The sequence below is a fragment of the Tahibacter soli genome (assembly GCF_025717065.2).
Classification (GTDB): Bacteria; Pseudomonadota; Gammaproteobacteria; order Xanthomonadales; family Rhodanobacteraceae; genus Tahibacter; species Tahibacter soli.
In genome coordinates, this window is sequence record NZ_JAOVZO020000015.1 from 159,936 (window position 1) to 178,235 (window position 18,300).

Here is an 18,300-nt window from a genome sequence, read left to right on the forward strand (position 1 = left end):
CTTCCTCCCGCAAGGCCTTTGCCGCGGCCGTCGTCCCGCTCAATGCCGCGGCAGCGTGAACACGCGCACCGATTCGACGAGGTTCGTCGCGTAGTCGCTCAGGTTGCGCGTCTCGTCCGCCTGGCTTGCGAGCTGGTCGGCGGTTTCGCGCGTCGCGTTGCGGATCTGCAGCGCGCGCGTCTGCAGCGCGCCCGATGCGCGCGACTGCGCGTCGGTCGTCTGCGCAATGCTTCGCACGGAGTTCACGAGCAGTTCGGTCTTCTCTTCGGTCGAACGCATCTGGTCGCCGGCGCGTTCGGCGAGGCGGCTGATTTCCACGACTTGCGAGATCGCACGATTGATTGCCTCGACCGTGTCGACGGTCTCCGACTGGATGGCGCCGACGAGATTGGAAATCTGCTGCGTCGCGCCGCGTGCGCCTTCGGCGAGGCGTTTGACCTCGTCGGCCACGACCGCGTACGCGCGGCCGGTTTCGCCGGCCGCGACGGCCTGCATGCTCGTGTTCAAGGCGAGCAAGCTGGTGCGCTCGGCGATGTTGCCGATCAGATTCACGGTCGAAGTGATTTCCTGCGAGCGCTCGCCGAGCCGCTTGATGCGCTTTTCGGTTTCGCGAATCAGGTCGCGCGACGCGGAAATGCCGCCGACCGTGTCGCGCACGATCGTCAGCGCCTCGCGCGTGCTGCGGATCGCCTCGTCGGCAGCGCGGTCGGCCTGCGTCGCGCGCTCCGCGATGTCCCTGAGCGCATCGGCGGCTTCGGAAATCTCCTTCGATGCCGCGTCGATTTCCTTCGAACCTTCCTCGGCGACGGCCATCGCCGTCTCCGCGCGTTCGCGCACGCGGCTCGACGCGTCGGCCACCTTGCCGGAGATCTCGTCGACGTTAGAGAGCACCTGCGCGGTCTGCCTCGTCATGAGGTTCAACGCGTCGGAAATCGCGCCCGTGACGTCGGCCGTCACCGGCACCTTGACCGTGAGGTCGCGCGAGCTCAGGCGGCTCACCGCCTGCATGATCTCGATCACCGACTGGTTCAGCTGCTCGTTCTCGCGCGCCGCGGCCGCGAGCGTGTTGACGCGATCGTCGAGCAGGTTATCGAAAGCCTTGCCGAGCTGGCCGAGTTCGTCGTTCGAGGCGATGCCGGTGCGTGCGTCGAGATCGCCGTCGGCAAGCCGCCGGACGGTGCCTTGCAGACGTGCGATCGGCTGGTTGACCGAGCGCGCGAGGCGCGACGAGAAGTACCATGCGGCGAAGAGCGCGAGGGCGAGCAGCGCCGCGCCGAAAAGAAGGATGTTGCGCAGCAGGGCTGCGATCGGCGCGAACGCTTCGGTCTCGTCGAAGCGCGCGACGATGCCCCATCGCAGGCCCAGCACGTCCAGCGGCGCGTAGGCGCCGAGCGAGCGTTCGCCGAGACGGCTGACGTACGTCGTGACGCCGGTGTTGCCGCGCAACGCTTCGGTCGCGGCGAAGGACCGGATGGGTTCGAAGCCGACGGTGTCGTCTTTCGCATCCGCTCGTTTCGCCGCGACCTCGCTCATGCCGCTTGCGCGGCGTTGCGCGAGATAGCTCTGTTTGTTCTCGACGAACTTGCGAGCCAGGCTGCGTGCGGTGGCATCGGGACCGACGAGGTAGGCCTCGCCGGTCTTGCCGAGGCCCGCCTCGTTCCAGTTCCGGTCGAACGTCATGATCTCGTTCAGCCGCGCATCGGACGTCTGCACGATGACGATCGCGATGCGCTTGCCGTCGTCGTCGAGGGCGACGGCCATGAAGCCGCTCGGATCGAGCAGCGACGGCGCGTAGTCGGCCGCGAAATCGGTCAGATGGAACGCGTCCTCGCGCGGATTTTCCCGCACCGCGCGAAACGCCTCGCCGAGTTTGCTCTTGGCGAACGGCCCGTTCAGCAGCGACGTGCCGAGGTCCATTTCCTTCGCGTAGGAGTACGCGATGAGGCCGGTCGACGGTTCGACGAGGTAGACGTCGCGATAGCCGTACACGGAGACGAACTCGCCGATGCGCGGATGCAGTTCCTGATGCACGTTGTCGTAGGCGCTGCCGTCTTTCGTGCCGACGTATGCGGATTTCGCGCCGATCGGATTGGGATTGTTCGCGAGGTACTGGTACTGCATCACGTACGTGGCGTCGGACAGCTGCTCTAGGATGGGCTTGACGTCGAGGGGCTCGCCGCCGTTGCGCCGCGCGTATTCCTGCTGAAACTCGCCGAGGTAGAAGCGCTGCATGCGTTCGCGCGCGACCGCGGTCGGCACGCCGGGACCGACCGTGCCGACCGATTCGATCAGCTTCGGCGCCATCGTGCGGATCGAGCGCGCCTGCGAGAGCAGCATGACGCTGTTCCTGAGGTCGGCGAAGTAGTCGACGACCTGGTCGCCCTTGAGCGTACGCAGGCTCGTTATCTGCTCGAGCGCGCGTGCGCGCAGCGCATCGCGGCCGAGGTCGAAGGCGATGACGCTGATGGCGATGCCGACGGCGAGCGTCGGCAGCAGCGACAGCAGCAGCGTGCCGTACTGGATTCGACCACGGATGCTGTTCAACGCCTCGAACGGTTTCATGCAGGTTTTTTCTCCAGGGAAGAGGACGGGATGAGCGAAGCGGGAGCGGTGCCTGCGGCGAGCCGCACGAGCCAGAGATCGAAACGGAAGTCGTACCAGCGTTGTCCGTCATGGCGGTACGTTGCGCCGACGAAGCCGTCGAGCCCGTGCGGCGCGTCCCGGACGTCGTCGTGGGCCATGTCGGGCGGCAGGACGCGCGGCTCGACGGCGACCGGCAGCGCGAATGCGGCGTCGGCCTCGCCGTCGCCGACGACGACCGCATGGGCGCACCTGGCGCGTGCCGCCAGTCCGAAATAGTGCGGAAGATCGAACAGCGGCACGAGATTGCCGTGCCGGTTCAGCAGTCCGCAAAGCCACGGCGGCGTGTTCGGTACGAGGGTCGCGCGAACGTTGCGCAGCAGCTGCGCGACGCTGCCGGTGGGCAACAGGAGACCGAGCGGCTTCCCGTCGGACAGGTCGAGCACGATGCCGCAACGAGCGCGGCCCTCGGTGCCGTTCGTGGATGCCGGCACGGGCAGCGGAGCACTCGCGACGTTCATCAGGCAACGGCCGATTTGATCGCGTCGATCAGTTCGGCTTTCGAATACGGCTTTCCGACCAGCGATCGGGCGCCCTGCATGCGCGCCCACAGCTGATCGGCCTTCTGGTTCTTCGTCGACACCATCACGACGGGAATGGCCTTCGTCGACGGATCGGCCTGCAGTACGCGGCAGGCTTCGTAGCCGTCCATTTCCGGCATGACGATATCCATCAGGATCACGCTCGGCTTTTCGGATTTCGCACGATCGACCGCTTCGCGACCGCTGGCGGCGGTGATCGCGAGCCACCCCGCTTCGGTGACGATGGCGCGCAGGTTGGCCACTTCGGCGGCGGAATCGTCGACGATGAGTACGGTGCGCAAAGACATGGAACCTCCTTCATGGGCGCGAAGCGCCGTTCGTTATGCGGCGGGGTTGCTCGGCCAGCCCGCCGCCGGAATGAATCCGCGCCGTTGCGCTTGCGCCAGATCGTTCTTGCACAGCTTCGCCACGATCCGGTTGACCGCCTGATGGAAGGCGACGACGTCGATCGGCTTGACGAGATACAGATCGCAGCCGGCGAGCGCGCCGCGTGCTCGGTCGAACGCCGAGGACCGGCTCGTCAGCATGGCGATCGGCAGCCTGCGGGTGGCCGGGTTGCGGCGGACTCGCCGGCACACCTCGTAGCCGTCGACGCCGGGCATCACGACATCGAGAAACAGGAGATCGAAGGTCTGTCGCTCGAGAAGGTCGAGTGCCGCCGATCCGTTCGACACGCCCTCGCTGCGTATGCCGAGCTCGATCAGCGCCGCCTGGATCTGATTGCGCACCGTGATGCTGTCGTCGAGTACGAGCGCGCGTATTTGCGCCAGCTGCGGCGCGGGCGTCTGCGTCGACGCGGTCGGCGTCGGGATCGCCACCGCGGCGCGCGTGGGCGTGGCGCTCGATCCGCCGAGCAATCCTTGCGTGCCGTTCGCTTCGGACAGCACGATGTCGTCGAGCGTGCAGACGAGATGGGACCACAACGCGCGTCGCGAGATGCTGTAGCCGCGTCGATCGGGCGCATGCGCGTCGGCGAGATGGACGGCTATCACGCGCGGACTGTGGACCCGCAAGTTTTGCAGCGCGATCTGCCAGCCTGGCGCCAGCGGTTCGATCAACAGGATGTCGCAGCCCTCGTCGTGCGGGAGAGGCGACCAGACGTAGCGAAACCGCGACGAGGGCACGCGTGAAAGAATGATGCCGACGACACGTTCTTCGCGCGGCGAGAGGCCGCAGGCGGCGACGCGCCGGACGGCGGGCGTCACGCCTGCGACTCCGCCGCCGGGTCGGACGCGGCGGTGCCGCAGATCGACGGACGCAAGTCCGTGCGGCGACATTCGTCGCCCGACACCGGCCGATCGGAAAAAACAAACGTATCGCCGAGAAAAGTCGGAGTCATGCTCGCGCCTTTGCATTGCGTCGGAGTTCCGCAGGTTGCGGGTCGCGACCGCGATGGGTTCGGTCGCGGTCGTTCGTTTCCGTCAGGAGAAGAAAACGGCGGCGCAAGCGCGACCGGTTTCCACGCGGGACTGGATATTAAAAAATAAAACGTACACTTTTTTAGTATTTGCTTGCGGCAGAGCCGCAAGCGCCGTGGAAGCAACGCGTCGTTGAAGGGAGCCCGACCGCTTTTGGGGATGCGGAAACGATCGGGGTCTTGCCTTCGCCGAAACGCGGCAGCCGAGGTCAATCTAGGACGTGGCGCGCAGCTTCGACCTCAGGCCGATCTCAATTTTTTCTCAAGCGGCGTAGAAAAAGGCCGGACACAACATGCCCTGGTCCACGTAAACTATGACGATGAACGCGCAGCCCCAAAGATTCGACGGCGTCGACAGACTGTACGGACGTGGAAGTATCGAGCGCCTCGCGCGTGCGCACGTCGCCATCGTCGGCGTCGGCGGCGTCGGTTCGTGGAGCGTTGAGGCGCTCGCGCGCAGCGGCATCGGCCGGTTGACGCTGATCGACCCCGACGAAGTCTGCGTGTCGAACACGAATCGGCAATTGCACGCGCTCGAGGGCCAGTTCGGACTGGCCAAGGTCGACGTTCTGGCGCAGCGTTGCAGGGCGATCAATCCCGCGATCGAGGTACGCACGGTGCAGTCGTTCCTGACGCCGGTGAATCTCGGCGAGTTGCTCGACGGCGGATACGACATCGTTCTGGACGCCTGCGACAGTTTTCGCGTCAAGGTCGAAATGATCGCGTGGTGCCGCCGCCGCAAGCTGCCGCTCGTCGTCGTCGGCTCCGCCGGCGGCCGTGTCGATCCGACGCGCATCCAGGTGCGCGATCTGTCGCGCACCGAGCACGACGCGCTGCTGTCGCTCGTGCGCAAGAAGCTGCGCCAGGATTTTGCCTTCCCGCGCAATCGCGACCGCTACTTCGGCGTGCCGGCCGTGTTCTCGCTCGAAAACGTGCGCTACCCGCAAGCCGACGGCAGCGTCTGCGGCACGCGACCGGCCGATGCCGATGCGAGTTTCCGGCTCGACTGCGGTGCCGGCCTCGGCGCCGCGATGCACGTCACCGCGACCTTCGGCATGGTCGCGTCGGGCAAGATCATCGAGAAACTGCTCGCGAGATCCGACGTCGCTTGAGCCGCGGGCGGCGGACCGCATATCGTGGCATGTCGGACGGAGAGGACGGGAAGATGTCGAAAGCCGGAGTGCGCAGTTTCTTGCTGGGGCCGGTCGTTGCGTATCTGTCGCGGCTGCGTTTTCCGCGTCTGGCGCTCGTGACGGCCGTGCTGTTCGCGATCGACCTCGTCGTGCCCGACTTCATTCCGTTCGCGGACGAGATACTGCTCGCGCTCGCGACATTGCTGCTGACGCGCTGGAAGCGGCGCAACGATCCGCCGGAAATCGAGTCGCCGCCGCCGGCACGCTAGTCGGGTAGTGCGAACAGCCGTGCCGCGTTCGCGCGTGTCGCCGCGGCGATCGTCTCGCGCGATTCGCCGCGCAGGCTCGCGACGTGGTCGAGCACTTCCGCGACGTGCATGGGCTCGTTGCGTTCGCCGCGACGGCTCGCGAGCGGCTGGTCCGGCGCGTCGCTTTCGAGCAGCAGGAATTCGAGCGGCATGCGCGCGACGATGTCGCGCAGGCGTCTGGCCCGCTCGTACGTGACGGGTCCGCCGAAGCCGAGGCAGAATCCCGCCTTCCACAATTGCGACGCCTGCTCGTAGCTGCCCGAGTAGCTGTGCACGACGCCGCGCAGGCCGCCGACGCGGCGCACGCGGGCGATCACTTCGTCCACGGCGCGGCGCGCGTGCACGATCAGCGGCAGGTCGAATTCGCGTGCAAGTTCGAGCTGTCCGTCGAAATAGCGGCGCTGCGCGTCGGGATCGAGGTCGGTCACGAAGTAGTCGAGCCCGCATTCGCCGACCGCGACCGGCCGTTCGCGCGCGAGCGTGTCGGCAAGATCGGCCAGATGTTCGGGACGATGCTCGGGCAGATACATCGGATGCAGGCCGTACGCCGGGTGCAGGCCGTCGTGCGTGCGGCACAGCGCGGCCAGCGCGTCCCAACCGGCGCGCGAGATCGCGGGGATCACCTGCCGCGTAACGCCGGCGGCGCGTGCACGCGCGATGACGGCGTCGCGGTCGGTGTCGAATTCCGCGACGTCCAGGTGGCTGTGGCTGTCGGTCAGCGGGGCGGGCGAGGGTGTCGTCATCCGGCCGAGTCTCGCGCGCGGAGTGCGTGGCCGGCAAGCGCCGCGCTCGCCGGCCGCGGGTCGCGGCGCTAGACTCGCGTTTTTCCCCAGCCCCGCACGCATGACTTCCGCACCGCATTCCGCGAGCGTTCTTCTCGTCGCATGGCGCGCGGCCGACACGATCGCGGCGGCGATCGACGGCGCGCTCGCGCAAACCGTGCCGTGCGAGATCATCATTTCGGACGATGCATCGCCGGACGACACCTTCGAGGTCGCGCGGCGCCACGTCGAAGGCTACGCGGGACCGCATCGCGTCGTCGTGCGGCGCAGCGAGACCAACCGCGGTCTCGGGCGACATCTTTCGGAACTGATGGCGATGGCGCGCGGCGACGTGTTCGTCGTCATGGCCGGCGACGATATCGCGCGACCGCCGCGCGTGGAACGCAGCCTTGCCGCGTTTTCCGAAAATCCGGATGTGTACATCGTCGGCTCGGTCGTCGACGAAATCGACATGCAAGGCGCGCCGCTGCGCCGGGGCGTGCGGCACATGCCGCCGTCATTCGATCTTGCGTACTTCCTGCGCGCCGGCAAGCTCGCGACGCTGCTCGGCGCGACGATCGCGTTGCGGCGCGAGGTGTTCGACCGATTCGGGCCGCTCGTGGCGGGCGCCGAGGACAACATCCTGTCTCTGCGCGCCGCGTTGCTCGGCCGCGGCCTGTGCCTGGCCGAACCGCTGGTCGACTATCGTCAGAACCCCGAAAGCCTGGGCAACTGGATCTTCGCGCGCGGCGACGACACGCCGGAGCGTTTTCGCCGCCGCTACGAGCGCACCGTGCGCATGTACCGCGACGTCGCCGACGATCTCGAACACGCGGTTGCCGCAACCCCGGAGCTGGCGGCCGAGCGGCGCGTCCAGGCGATGCGCATCGTCGAGATGTACCGCATCGAGGCCGATGCGCGCGAGGCGATTCTGACGAAGCCGCGGCGCGATTGGATAGCGCCGATCTGGCGTGGGCTCAATCATCCGGGTTTGCGTCGCAAGAGTGCCGAGCGCGCGTTGAAGCTGCTGTTGCCGCGACGCTGGTTCGGTCTGAAGGGATAGATCCGCGACGACCGAAGTGCAGACGCGGCTCGCCGGCCCGGCAAACCGCGTCGTGCGGCCTACTGCACGTCGAAATACTGCAGGGCCACCGGCAGTGTGTTCGTCGTCGCCTGGTTGTTGCCGTTGTTCGGGTCGTTGGTGCCGGGCGGCGGATCGGCGCGAACCGTGGCCGTGACCGTGCCGCCGGGTGCGCCTCCCATGATCTGGATCATGAATCCCGAGTTCGGCGGAAGCGCCGGAATGTTGCCGGTATACGGCCCGGCGCCGTTCAGCGGCGGGCATACCGCGCCTCCGAATGGGTTGATGCAGGTCGCGTTCGCAGCGACCAGCGGCGGCATGAAGGTGATATTGAACGGCGCTCCGTTGGCATTCGCCGGGCCTGCGTTCGTGATCGTGACGTTGTACTGCACCGGTTGACCCGCCGGTGCGTCGGCGGTCCCCTGGATGAGAACCGCCGTGTCGGCCGTCGCCTGCGCGAAAACCGGGCCGGCCCATCCGCCGCACAGTCCGATCAACAGCAGCGCGCGCGCGCCGACCCGACCGATTCGGTGAAGGATCTCCGCGCCGCAATCGTTGCGGTCATTGAGACTATTGGAAAATTTGCAAAGCATGCCGCTCTCCTCGGAAGGTGAGGAAAGCCTACGTTGCCGGTCGCGATCCGCTCAATCGCCGGACGCGCCAAATTCGCCGTATGGACGGTAAACATTCCGTCGCGGTTGGCGAGGTGCGTACGGGAGACAAAGACACCTGCGCACGCCGCGATCCGTTGAGCGGCACCCGCGGGCAGCTCGCTTCCGATCGCGCGCCGTCAGGCGATCAGCCACGCGGCGAGCCCGAGAAACAGCGCCATGCTGACGACGTCGGTCGCGGTGGTAAGAAAAATGCTCGACGCCGTGGCCGGATCGGCGCCGAGGCGTTTGAGCGCCAGCGGCACCGCGGCGCCGGCGACGCCGGAAATCGCGCAGCTCGCGACCATCGCGACGAAGGTGATCGACGCGAGCATCCCCGGCTGCGGATGGTGCTGCATCGTCGCCAGCGCGAACATGCCGATCGCCGCGACGAGGCCGGTCAGCGCGCCGTTGGCGAAGCCGAGCAGCGCTTCCTTGGCCATCAGCGCCGCGGCCTGGCCGGCGCGCAGTTCGCCGAGCGTCATGCCGCGCAGCGTCACCGCGAGCGCCTGGCAGCCGGTATTGCTGCATTGTCCCGACAGCACCGGAATGAACACCGCGAGCAGCACGATGCGGTTGACGGTGTCCTGGAACGTGCCGACGACCGCGGCCGCGATGAACGCCGTGAACAGGTTCAGCTGCAGCCACGGATGGCGGAACTTCAAGGCGCGCAGCCACGGCGTGGCCGTGCGCTCTTCTTTTTCGACGCCGACCATCGAACCTGCCTGCGCGCTGATCTCGTAGGCCTGCTGCTCGAACAGCACCGAGCCGCGTACCACGCCGATCAGTCGGCGGTCGTCGTCGCAGACCGGATAGACCGGATAGTGGCGGGTGACCACTTCGTGCATCGCGTCGAACAGCTCCATGTCGGGCTTGAGCGCGAACGGCGAGCGCACCATGACGTCGGCCAGCGTGTCGTCGGCCGCGGCGTACAGGAGCTCACGGAACGCGACCACGCCGACGAGCCGGTCGCTCGTGTCCACGACGTAGATATAGGTGATCAGGGTGTGCCGCACCGCGTCGCGCAGCGCGTCGACCGCCTCGTGCACGCGCGTGCCGGCCGCGAACACCGCGACGGGTTCCTCCATGAGCCGGCCCACCGTGCCCTCGGGCCAGGCGCTGTCCTCGAGCCATTGCTCGCCGGCGCTGTTCGTCGCGGCGATGCGCTCGCGGCGCTCCGGCGCGAATTCCTCGAGAATCTCGACGGCCTGACCCGGATTGAGCTCGGCCAGCACGGCGGCGATTTCGGTATCGCTGCACTCGTCCAGCGCTTCGGCCGCGCCCTTGGGATCGAGTTCGCGTACGCGCTGGGTCAAAGGCACCATGGAGACCTGCCGGGGGCTTGAAAGTCGAAGCCCTAATGCTAGCTTAACGAAAGGCGGCCCGGGCTATGCGCTGGTTCAGCGTCAGGGGGGCAGCCTCGGGTCTGCGACAACGGCGTTTCTGCGCTCACGGAGGCTACCCATGAAATCGTTCCATTCGTTTCTCGGTTCGTTGACCCTGTTGCTCGCGGCCGTGCTCGGCACCGCCTCGACGACCGCCGACGCGCGCCGCTACGACTACTGTCGCAACTGCGGTGTCGTGCGCGAGGTGTATCGCGATCGCGACCAGGACCGGCATCTGGGCGCGGGTACCGTGATCGGCGCCATTGCCGGCGCGGCGCTCGGCAACCAGGTCGGCAAGGGCGACGGCCGCAAGGCGGCGACGGTCGCCGGCGCGGTTGCCGGCGGCGCGATCGGACACAATGTGGAAAAGCGCAATCGCGGTTCGCGCGACGTGTGGCGCATCGAAGTCGAAATGGACGACGGCGGCCATCGCAGCGTGACGATGAGCAGCAATCGCGAATCGCTGCGGCGCGGCGACCGCGTGCAGGTGCGCAACGGGCAGGCCTATCTGTATCGTTGATCGACGTTCGGTTTATTCAACGATAGCCGATGCCAACAACGCCGAACGCCCGCTTGCGCGGGCGTTCGGTGGTTTGCTTGCGACTCGCCGGCGGCGCTAGTTCACCGCGAAGAAGCGGTGTTCGCCGATCACGGCGAGCGGCGTGCCGGTCGCCCAGGACGGCGTTTCGGCGTAGCTGGCGAGGAAGTGGTTCGCACCGGGCACGACCAGCATGCGCAGATTGTCCGGCAGATTCCACATGTTGATGGCGGCGCCGGAAACGACCCAGGCGTGCAGCCACGATTCCAGGTTGTCCAGGTTGTAATTCTTGCTCGTAATGGACATGGCAAATTGTCCACGCGCCTTGACGACCTGGCACAGCGTATCGCCCCAACGGCGCTGTTCGCGGCGCCGCAGGGCGACTTCGGCCACGGCCATCTGGCCGAGCGCCGGTTCGCTGCGCGCTTCGAGATAGACCGTCGTTGCGAGGCAAGTCTGGTCGGCGAGAGGCTGCGGCATGACTTGCGTCAGCCACATGAGCCAGCTCAGTTTCATGGTCAAACCTCCGTGCACTCGGCACCATGGGACGCCGGGCCGCGGAAGCGCCGTGCATCTTGCGGAAAACCTGGATGTCGGTGTCGCCGCCGTTTCGGTAAGGCGGCGTGGCTGCCCTCGCAATGGGGAGGTTCAGCCGGTTAGTGACGTCTCCCGCTCTGTCGGGAGGGCCCAACCAGGGCGCCGGATAGGCACACGGCCCCGGACGCCAACGCCTGCGAGATCCGAATTCTTCCGGTTCGGCAGGCCTGGTTCGATCAGTTTTGCGAAGCGGGAATGTCTACCCGCGATGAGTCAGTGGGGCGCACCCTACCGGGTCCGGGGCAGGGTTGTCAAACCGTCCGGTACGCCAATTCCGCGGATTAACGCCTGTCTAACATGCTGTTCAGTCTGTATTTTGTTCTTGAAACGGGGTAATAGTTTCTTTGTAATCTTTAATAATAGTGGAAACAAGATGCCTCGACAGGGTCGTTCGCCTTGCCGTTGCTGGCGTTGCGGGGAGGCGGTCCGCAGGCGAAATGTGGCGAAATTATGGCGAAGTTGTGGCGGCCGGGGGCGGGGGCGGTGTAGATCGCAAGAACGCTTCAACGCCCCTGAAGGCGGCGCCGGCGAGGGGAGGGCGAAACGCGGGAAAAGCCACGTTTGCGACGAATGCGGCGGCGGACCGGCGAGGGCGGCGGGGTGAACCCCGCCGCGCCGCAAACCGCAGTCTTCGCGAAGACTGCGATCCAGCTTGTTGTTTTTTCGGGGATTTCGGCGAAAGCGAGGCCGCGCGCGGCACGACGCCAGGTCAATACCCGTAGAAATCCTTCAGCATGGCTTCGGCGCCGGCATAGTCGGCCGGCGTCGCGCGCACGAACTTGCTGATGCCGAGTTCGAGCAGGAGATTGGCGAGCGCCGGGTCCTGGTCGAGCTTGAGCAGCGCCTCGGTCACTTTCGCGCGGACGGGTTCCGGCACGGACGGCGCAGCGCTGATGGCCGCGCCGGCGAACTCGTTCGAGGTCTTGATCGGCACGAGGTTCGGGTACTGGTCCTTGAGCCAGGTCGGAATCATCGCGGCCTGCGCCTCTCCGGCGAACACGGCCTCGACGGCATCCTTCCACGACGCGGCCGACGACTGGATGTCGGGCTGGCGGATCGGATTCGGGTAGAACCCCAGCAGTAGCGCGTAGCCGAGGCTCGGCGCGCCCATGCAGACGATTTTCTGGCCGACGAGGCCCTCGAGACCGCCGGCCTGCAGATCCTGGTTCGAAACGAGCGTATAGCTCTGTTTTTCGGCCGTATGCACGAGCGGCACGAATTTCGAGCGCTGGATGCGGTAGTCGGCGAGATGCGCCTCGTCGAGCGCAAAATCGGTTTTCTGCGACTGGCGCAGGTCGCGCCAATAGAAGTGGTAGTTCTTCGGCGCGACCAGCGTGAATTTTTCGCCGGTCGCCTTGCCGAGATATTCCATCAGCGGCTTGTAGACCTCGGTGGCCTTTTCGGGCGGATAGATCGGTTCGACCCAGAAGCTGTAGTCGGCCGCCGCCGCCGTGCCGCCGAGGAGGAGTGCGCCTGCCGCCATCGTCGCTTGCAGTCGCTGTCGAACCGCATTGCCGAACCTGCTCATGCCGCATCCCCTGGTCACCGCGTTCGTCGCGCGATTATACGCACGGAGCGTCGCGCCATTTCACCTTGATTATCAATCCGGACGGTTCCATTTCGCAGAAATAACTTGAATCGATCCATTCGCCGCCGACAATACCGATCCGATTGTGGCGACTTCCTTGCGCACGACCGCCAGCGCGACGCGCCGTCCGGCGCCGTCGTTCGCCGACTGGAGCGCGACGCCGGCTTCGGCGCCACCGGTATCGCGCAGCGTTGTTGCGGCGGCCATCGTCGCTTCGTCGCCGGCGACGATCGTCAGCCGGCGTTTGTCGCCGCCGCCGCGAAAATGCAGGCGCGCGACGATTTCCTGGCCCGGATAGCACCCCTTCCTGTGGCTGATGCCGCCCAGGCGTGCAAGATCCAGCCACGACGGCAGCACCGCGTCGAGCGCGTGCGGCGGCAGCCATGGCAGGCCGGCGTCGATGTCGGCGCGCGTCCAGGCGTCGAGTTGCCGGGGCGTCGCATCCGACGCGACGGCGTCTGGCGGCAGCAACGCGGCGAGGCGCGTATCGTCGACGGCGAACGCGAAGGCACCGGCCGGCGGCGCCTCGCCGGGTTCGAGCGCGGCGACGACGTGTTCGACGATGTCGACCTTGGTCTTGAGCCGCAGCACGAACATCCTGAGCGGCCGTTCGAGCGCTTGCGCGTCGCCGCCGCGCAGGACGAGAACGAAACGGTCGTCGGCCGGGCGCAGCAGATGAAACAGCGCGCGGATACGGCCGTCGGGATTGAGCCATGCGGAGAGTTGCGCGCCGCCGACGGGCAGCGCGTCGACATCGTTGCAGAACTGCGCCTGGGCGTAAGCGGCCGCGTCGGGGCCGGAAAGTTCGATCGTTCGGGATCGCGATAGGGCGTACACGGCGGACACGATGGGGGCGAAGGCGCGATTATCGCAGGGCCGGCGGCACGTTCGTACGGCCAAAGCAAGGGTTGTCATGTCGCAGCCCGGGCGCTAACCTTCCGCCGCTTCACGACTATGCCCGAACCTACTTCCCAGCCAGTTCCGCCCGATCGCGCCGTGCCCGAGCCCGTGGCTCCGACACAGCCGGATGCGCCGTCGCGTCCGCGCGAAATCGGCGGCCGCCAGGGGCCGGAGCCGACCCGCTACGGCGACTGGGAGAAGAATGGTCGTTGTATCGACTTTTGATGCGTGAAGCGCCGCCCCCGGCGGCGTGCAGCGCATTCGAGGCGATGCGGCGACCGGTTCGGTATCCCGGTTGGCGTAAAGGATGGCGACCATGCCTCAGGCGGCACGACCCACATCTCCCCATCTGTCTGTCTATCGCTGGCAGGTTCAGATGGCCACCTCGATCCTGCATCGCGGCGCCGGTATCGCGCTCGCGGTCGGCACGATCCTTCTGCTCGCGCTGCTCGGCGCGCTCGCCAGCGGCCCCGAAGCCTATGCGAAGGTGCAGGCCTGCGCCGGTTCGCCGTTCGGACGGATACTGCTCGTCGGCTGGACCTGGTCGCTCGCGTACCACCTGCTCAACGGCCTGCGGCACCTGTACGAAGACGCCGGCTACGGCTACAAGATCAAGGAATTCGTCGCGACGAGCTGGATCAGCGTGATCGGCTCGTTCGTGCTCACCGCGCTCGTCTGGGCCTGCGTGCTCCTGCGCGGAGGTGCGGCATGAGCGCCAACGATCGTCTGCGCACGCCGCTCAAGAACGTCCGCGGCATCGGCGCCGCGCGCAGCGGCACCCATCATTTCATCGTCCAGCGCGTGACCGCGGTCGCGCTCGTGCCGCTGACGCTGTGGTTCGTCTGGCTCGCGCTGTCGCTGATGCACCTCGACTACGCGTCGGCGCGCGCGCTCGTCGGCCAGCCGTGGAACGCGGTGCTGATGATCGCGTTCATCGTCGCGACGTTCTGGCACGCGCAGCTCGGCCTGCAGGTCGTGATCGAAGACTACGTGCACACGCGCGGCCTCGAAGTCGCCTCGCAGCTCGCGGTCAAATTCCTCGCCGTGCTCGGCGCGCTCGCGTGCGCGCTGGCCGTCGTCCGCATCGCCCTGGCCAGCTGAGAAGCGGGAAGCGCAAAGAATGGAAAGCTACAAGATTCAGCAGCACAAGTACGACGTGGTCGTGGTCGGCGCCGGCGGCGCGGGCCTGCGCGCGACGTTCGGCATGGCCGCGAAAGGCCTGAACACCGCGTGCCTGACCAAGGTGTTTCCGACGCGCTCGCACACGGTCGCGGCGCAGGGCGGCATGTCGGCCGCGCTCGGCAACATGGGCGAGGACGACTGGCGCTTCCACTTCTACGACACCATCAAGGGTTCGGATTGGCTGGGCGACCAGGACGCGATCGAATACATGTGCCGCGAAGCGATTCCGGCCGTGATCGAGCTCGAACACTACGGCGTGCCGTTCTCGCGCACCGAAGAGGGCAAGATCTACCAGCGCCCGTTCGGCGGCATGACGACGCACTACGGCAAGGGCACCGCGCAGCGCACCTGCGCCGCGGCCGACCGCACCGGCCACGCGATTCTGCACACGCTGTATCAGCAGTCGCTCAAGCACGACGCCCGCTTCTATATCGAATACTTCGCGCTCGATCTGATCATGGATTCGGACGGCGTATGCCGCGGCGTGCTCGCGCTCGACATGGCCGAAGGCACGCTGCACCTGTTCCGCGCCCACGCGGTGGTGCTGGCGACCGGCGGCTACGGCCGCGCGTATTTCTCGGCGACGTCGGCGCACACCTGCACCGGCGACGGCGGCGGCATGGTGCTGCGCGCCGGCCTGCCGCTGCAGGACATGGAATTCGTGCAGTTCCATCCGACCGGCATCTACGGCGCCGGCTGCCTCATCACCGAAGGCGTGCGCGGCGAGGGCGGCTACCTCACGAACTCGAAGGGCGAGCGCTTCATGGAGCGCTACGCGCCGAACGCGAAGGATCTCGCCTCGCGCGACGTCGTCTCGCGCGCGATGACGATCGAAATCCGCGAAGGCCGCGGCGTCGGCGAGCATGCCGACCATATTCACCTGAACCTGATGCACCTCGGCCCCGAGGTGATCAACGAAAAGCTGCCGGGCATCGCCGAGAGCGCGCACATCTTCGCCGGCGTCGACGTCGCCAAGCAGCCGATTCCGGTGCTGCCGACCGTGCACTACAACATGGGCGGCATTCCGACCAACTACCACGGCGAAGTCGTGCGCAAGGTCGGCAACGACAACGACGCCGTCGTGCCGGGCCTGTTCGCGATCGGCGAGGCCGCGTGCGTGTCGGTGCACGGCGCCAATCGCCTGGGTTCCAACTCGCTGCTCGACCTCGTGGTGTTCGGTCGCGCCGCCGCGAACCGCGCGGCCGAGGTGATCAAGCCGGGCGCGCCGCACAAGGATCTGCCGGCGTCGGTCTGCGACGCGGCGCTCGCGAACTTCGACCGCCTGCGCTACGCGAACGGCGGCTCGGCGACCGCGGACATCCGACTCAACATGCAGAAGATCATGCAGAAGGACGCCGCGGTGTTCCGCACCGGCGAGACGTTGAAGGAAGGCTGCACGAAGATCTCGCAGACGTTCGATTCGTTCGCCGACGTCAAGGTCAGCGACCGTTCGCTCGTGTGGAACTCCGACCTGATCGAAACGCTGGAGCTGCAGAACCTGCTCGGTCAGGCCGTCGCGACGATGTACTCGGCCGAGAACCGGCCGGAAAGCCGCGGCGCGCATGCGCGCGAGGACTACAAGGATCGCGACGACGCCGAGTGGCAGAAGCACACGCTGGTCGCCGTCGACGACAAAGGCAAGGTCTCGTTCGACTACCGGCCGGTGCACATGTACACGTTGACGAAGGACGTCGACGTGGTGCCGCCCAAGCCGCGCGTCTACTAAGGCCCCAGCGATGGCGCGCGAAGGCGGACTCCTGAACTGGCAGTGGCGAGGCTATTCGCGCAACCATCGCGACCGGCTGAACCTCGTGCTGCACATCGTGGCGGTGCCGGCGTTCGTCGCGGGCATGCTCGCCACCGTGTCGCTCGCGCTCAAGGGGTTCTACTACGGCGCCGCCGCGGCGTTCGTGTTCGCGATCGTCGCGTTCGCGCTGCAGGGCATCGGCCACAAGCGCGAAGCGCAGCCGCCCGAGCCGTTCGACGGCCCCGGCGACTTCGTCGCGCGCGTGTTCGCCGAACAATTCATTACTTTTCCGCGTTTTGTACTAAGCGGCAACTGGATGCGCAACCTCGCAGGCCGGGCCGAACAGGACGACAACCGTCATGGCTGAATTCACGCTGCCGAAGAACTCGAAGATCCAGCAGGGTCGCCACTTTCCGGCGAAATCCGATGCGAAGAACGTACGCACGTTCAAGGTGTACCGCTGGAATCCCGACGACGGCAAGAACCCGAGCGTCGACACCTACGACGTCGATCTCGCCGCGTGCGGCCCGATGGTTCTCGACGCGCTGATCAAGATCAAGAACGAGATCGACCCGACGCTGACGTTCCGCCGCTCGTGCCGCGAGGGCATCTGCGGGTCGTGCGCGATGAACATCGACGGCACGAACACGCTGGCGTGCACGAAGGCGATCGGCGACTGCGACGCGAAGGAGGTGCCGATCTACCCGCTGCCGCATATGCAGGTGATCAAGGATCTCGTGCCCGACCTCACGCATTTCTACGCGCAGTACGCGTCGATCAAGCCGTGGATCCGCACGCAGAGCGCGCCGCCGCCGGACGCCGAGCGCCTGCAGTCGAAGGACGACCGCGCCAAGCTCGACGGCCTGTACGAGTGCATCCTGTGCGCGTGCTGCTCGACGTCGTGCCCGAGCTACTGGTGGAACGGCGATCGCTACCTCGGTCCCGCCATTCTGCTGCAGGCCTATCGCTGGATCGTCGACAGCCGCGACGAGGACACCGGTGCGCGCCTGGACGACCTCGAAGATCCGTTCCGCCTGTATCGCTGCCACACGATCATGAACTGCGCGCGCACCTGCCCGAAGGGCCTGAACCCGGCCAAGGCGATCGCCGAGATCAAGAAACTGATGGTGCAGCGCCAGTCGGTGTGATGACCGACGCGTCGCAGATCAATCGTCTGCGCTGGCGCTGCCGGCGCGGCACGCGCGAGCTCGACGCGCTGGTCGGCTGGTGGCTGAACGCGCGTTACGCGCAGGCCGACGAAGAGACGCAGCGCGCGTTCGCCGAACTGCTCGACGTGCAGGATCCGGATCTTTGGAACTGGCTCGTCGGACGCGAGGCGCCGCCGCGCGCCGACTGGCGGCGGATCGTCGATGAAATCCGCGCAAGCGATCGCGTTTGAGGTCGCGCCGTCGCGGCGCCTCGTCTATCTGCTGGTCTCGCTGGCCCTTGCCGCGATGCTCGCGGTGACGCTGTCGGGCGTGCCGCATGCCGACATCTGGCGCGGAATGATATTGCTCGGAACGGTCGTTTCCGCGACGCGATACGCCCGCACGGGCACATGGCGTGTCGCATGGCGCGAAGACGGCACCTGGGGCGTCGCCGACGCGCGGTCGGTCGCTTCCGAGGCGACGCTCGCGGGCTGGAGCCGGATCGGCCACTTCGCCGCGCTGCGCCTGACGCTCGCGTCCGGGCGGCGCTTGTCGCTATTGTTGCTGCCCGACAATGTCGACGCCGTCACGCGCCGGCGCCTCGTCGTGCGGCTCGCACGGGGCGAAGCTGCGCAAGCGGCTGCCGATGTGTCATTGTTGCCATGATTCGCGCGTCGTTCGCG

22 protein-coding genes are annotated in these 18,300 nt (G+C 66.9%); 12 read left to right on the forward strand and 10 right to left on the reverse strand.

Annotated features, from left to right (window positions below; all coding sequences use genetic code 11):
• Window positions 1-39: 39 nt before the first annotated feature.
• Genes OD750_RS10840 through OD750_RS10855 form a run of 4 tightly spaced genes read right to left on the reverse strand, consistent with a single transcriptional unit; the run spans window position 40 to window position 4,387 of the window.
• Window positions 40-2,562 (reverse strand): methyl-accepting chemotaxis protein, encoded by a 2,523-nt coding sequence (locus OD750_RS10840; protein WP_263544730.1) that lies wholly within the window; start codon window positions 2,560-2,562, stop codon window positions 40-42.
• Entirely contained in the window at window positions 2,559-3,101 is a 543-nt protein-coding gene (locus OD750_RS10845) for a chemotaxis protein CheW (protein WP_263544731.1), read from the reverse strand. The genes OD750_RS10840 and OD750_RS10845 overlap by 4 nt, the downstream gene beginning before the upstream one ends.
• Complete coding sequence (locus OD750_RS10850) at window positions 3,101-3,469, reverse strand: response regulator (protein ID WP_263544732.1); 369 nt, start codon at window positions 3,467-3,469, stop codon at window positions 3,101-3,103. Before OD750_RS10850 ends, OD750_RS10845 begins: the two co-directional genes overlap by 1 nt.
• A gap of 33 nt (window positions 3,470-3,502) precedes the next feature.
• On the reverse strand, window positions 3,503-4,387 hold the full coding sequence (locus OD750_RS10855; RefSeq protein WP_263544733.1) for a response regulator: 885 nt from the start codon (window positions 4,385-4,387) through the stop codon (window positions 3,503-3,505).
• A gap of 532 nt (window positions 4,388-4,919) precedes the next feature.
• On the opposite strand from OD750_RS10855, the gene tcdA reads away from it, so the two are divergent.
• Both tcdA and OD750_RS10865 read left to right on the forward strand, forming a co-directional pair.
• Window positions 4,920-5,711, forward strand: a complete 792-nt coding sequence (gene tcdA / locus OD750_RS10860) for a tRNA cyclic N6-threonylcarbamoyladenosine(37) synthase TcdA (protein ID WP_263544734.1) — start codon at window positions 4,920-4,922, stop codon at window positions 5,709-5,711.
• Window positions 5,712-5,764: 53 nt separating this feature from the next.
• On the forward strand, window positions 5,765-6,001 hold the full coding sequence (locus OD750_RS10865) for a DUF6116 family protein (protein ID WP_272841928.1): 237 nt from the start codon (window positions 5,765-5,767) through the stop codon (window positions 5,999-6,001).
• Here the strand turns inward: OD750_RS10865 and OD750_RS10870 are convergent.
• Window positions 5,998-6,783: a TatD family hydrolase gene (locus OD750_RS10870; RefSeq protein WP_272841929.1), complete on the reverse strand. Its 786-nt coding sequence runs from the start codon at window positions 6,781-6,783 to the stop codon at window positions 5,998-6,000. The genes OD750_RS10865 and OD750_RS10870 overlap by 4 nt on opposite strands.
• Window positions 6,784-6,883: 100 nt before the next feature.
• Between OD750_RS10870 and OD750_RS10875 the strand changes: the two genes are divergently transcribed.
• On the forward strand, window positions 6,884-7,864 hold the full coding sequence (locus OD750_RS10875; RefSeq protein WP_263544735.1) for a glycosyltransferase: 981 nt from the start codon (window positions 6,884-6,886) through the stop codon (window positions 7,862-7,864).
• Window positions 7,865-7,923: 59 nt separating this feature from the next.
• On the opposite strand, the gene OD750_RS10880 is transcribed toward OD750_RS10875, so the two are convergent.
• Window positions 7,924-8,475 (reverse strand): DUF11 domain-containing protein, encoded by a 552-nt coding sequence (locus tag OD750_RS10880; RefSeq protein WP_263544736.1) that lies wholly within the window; start codon window positions 8,473-8,475, stop codon window positions 7,924-7,926.
• 197 nt (window positions 8,476-8,672) lie between these two features.
• On the reverse strand, window positions 8,673-9,857 hold the full coding sequence (locus tag OD750_RS10885; RefSeq protein ID WP_263544737.1) for a magnesium transporter: 1,185 nt from the start codon (window positions 9,855-9,857) through the stop codon (window positions 8,673-8,675).
• Between the two features lie 139 nt (window positions 9,858-9,996).
• Between OD750_RS10885 and OD750_RS10890 the strand changes: the two genes are divergently transcribed.
• On the forward strand, window positions 9,997-10,437 hold the full coding sequence (locus OD750_RS10890; RefSeq protein WP_263544738.1) for a glycine zipper 2TM domain-containing protein: 441 nt from the start codon (window positions 9,997-9,999) through the stop codon (window positions 10,435-10,437).
• Window positions 10,438-10,533: 96 nt separating this feature from the next.
• On the opposite strand, the gene OD750_RS10895 is transcribed toward OD750_RS10890, so the two are convergent.
• The 3 genes from OD750_RS10895 to ygfZ form a co-directional block, all read right to left on the reverse strand.
• Entirely contained in the window at window positions 10,534-10,971 is a 438-nt protein-coding gene (locus OD750_RS10895; RefSeq protein WP_263544739.1) for a cell wall hydrolase, read from the reverse strand.
• 790 nt (window positions 10,972-11,761) lie between these two features.
• The gene (locus tag OD750_RS10900) at window positions 11,762-12,580 is read right to left on the reverse strand and encodes a phosphate/phosphite/phosphonate ABC transporter substrate-binding protein (RefSeq protein ID WP_263544740.1); all 819 of its coding nucleotides are present in this window, start codon (window positions 12,578-12,580) and stop codon (window positions 11,762-11,764) included.
• Between the two features lie 72 nt (window positions 12,581-12,652).
• A complete protein-coding gene (gene ygfZ, locus OD750_RS10905; protein WP_263544741.1) occupies window positions 12,653-13,477 on the reverse strand; it encodes a CAF17-like 4Fe-4S cluster assembly/insertion protein YgfZ in 825 nt (274 codons plus the stop codon).
• A gap of 117 nt (window positions 13,478-13,594) precedes the next feature.
• On the opposite strand from ygfZ, the gene OD750_RS10910 reads away from it, so the two are divergent.
• From OD750_RS10910 to OD750_RS10945, 8 genes are all read left to right on the forward strand, one after another.
• Window positions 13,595-13,765: a DUF1674 domain-containing protein gene (locus OD750_RS10910; protein ID WP_263544742.1), complete on the forward strand. Its 171-nt coding sequence runs from the start codon at window positions 13,595-13,597 to the stop codon at window positions 13,763-13,765.
• A gap of 91 nt (window positions 13,766-13,856) precedes the next feature.
• Window positions 13,857-14,252, forward strand: coding sequence for a succinate dehydrogenase, cytochrome b556 subunit (gene sdhC, locus OD750_RS10915; protein ID WP_263544743.1), 396 nt, complete (start codon window positions 13,857-13,859; stop codon window positions 14,250-14,252).
• Window positions 14,249-14,641 carry a succinate dehydrogenase, hydrophobic membrane anchor protein gene (gene sdhD, locus OD750_RS10920; RefSeq protein WP_263544744.1) on the forward strand — a complete coding sequence of 131 codons (393 nt, stop codon included), beginning with the start codon at window positions 14,249-14,251 and terminating at the stop codon, window positions 14,639-14,641. The genes sdhC and sdhD overlap by 4 nt, the downstream gene beginning before the upstream one ends.
• Window positions 14,642-14,660: 19 nt before the next feature.
• A complete protein-coding gene (sdhA, locus tag OD750_RS10925; protein ID WP_263544745.1) occupies window positions 14,661-16,448 on the forward strand; it encodes a succinate dehydrogenase flavoprotein subunit in 1,788 nt (595 codons plus the stop codon).
• Window positions 16,449-16,458: 10 nt separating this feature from the next.
• Window positions 16,459-16,836: an Mpo1-like protein gene (locus tag OD750_RS10930; RefSeq protein WP_263544746.1), complete on the forward strand. Its 378-nt coding sequence runs from the start codon at window positions 16,459-16,461 to the stop codon at window positions 16,834-16,836.
• Window positions 16,829-17,617 (forward strand): succinate dehydrogenase iron-sulfur subunit, encoded by a 789-nt coding sequence (locus OD750_RS10935; RefSeq protein WP_263544747.1) that lies wholly within the window; start codon window positions 16,829-16,831, stop codon window positions 17,615-17,617. Before OD750_RS10930 ends, OD750_RS10935 begins: the two co-directional genes overlap by 8 nt.
• On the forward strand, window positions 17,617-17,868 hold the full coding sequence (locus OD750_RS10940) for an FAD assembly factor SdhE (RefSeq protein WP_263544748.1): 252 nt from the start codon (window positions 17,617-17,619) through the stop codon (window positions 17,866-17,868). The genes OD750_RS10935 and OD750_RS10940 overlap by 1 nt, the downstream gene beginning before the upstream one ends.
• Window positions 17,840-18,283: a protein YgfX gene (locus OD750_RS10945; protein ID WP_263544749.1), complete on the forward strand. Its 444-nt coding sequence runs from the start codon at window positions 17,840-17,842 to the stop codon at window positions 18,281-18,283. Before OD750_RS10940 ends, OD750_RS10945 begins: the two co-directional genes overlap by 29 nt.
• The last annotated feature ends 17 nt before the right edge of the window (window positions 18,284-18,300 follow it).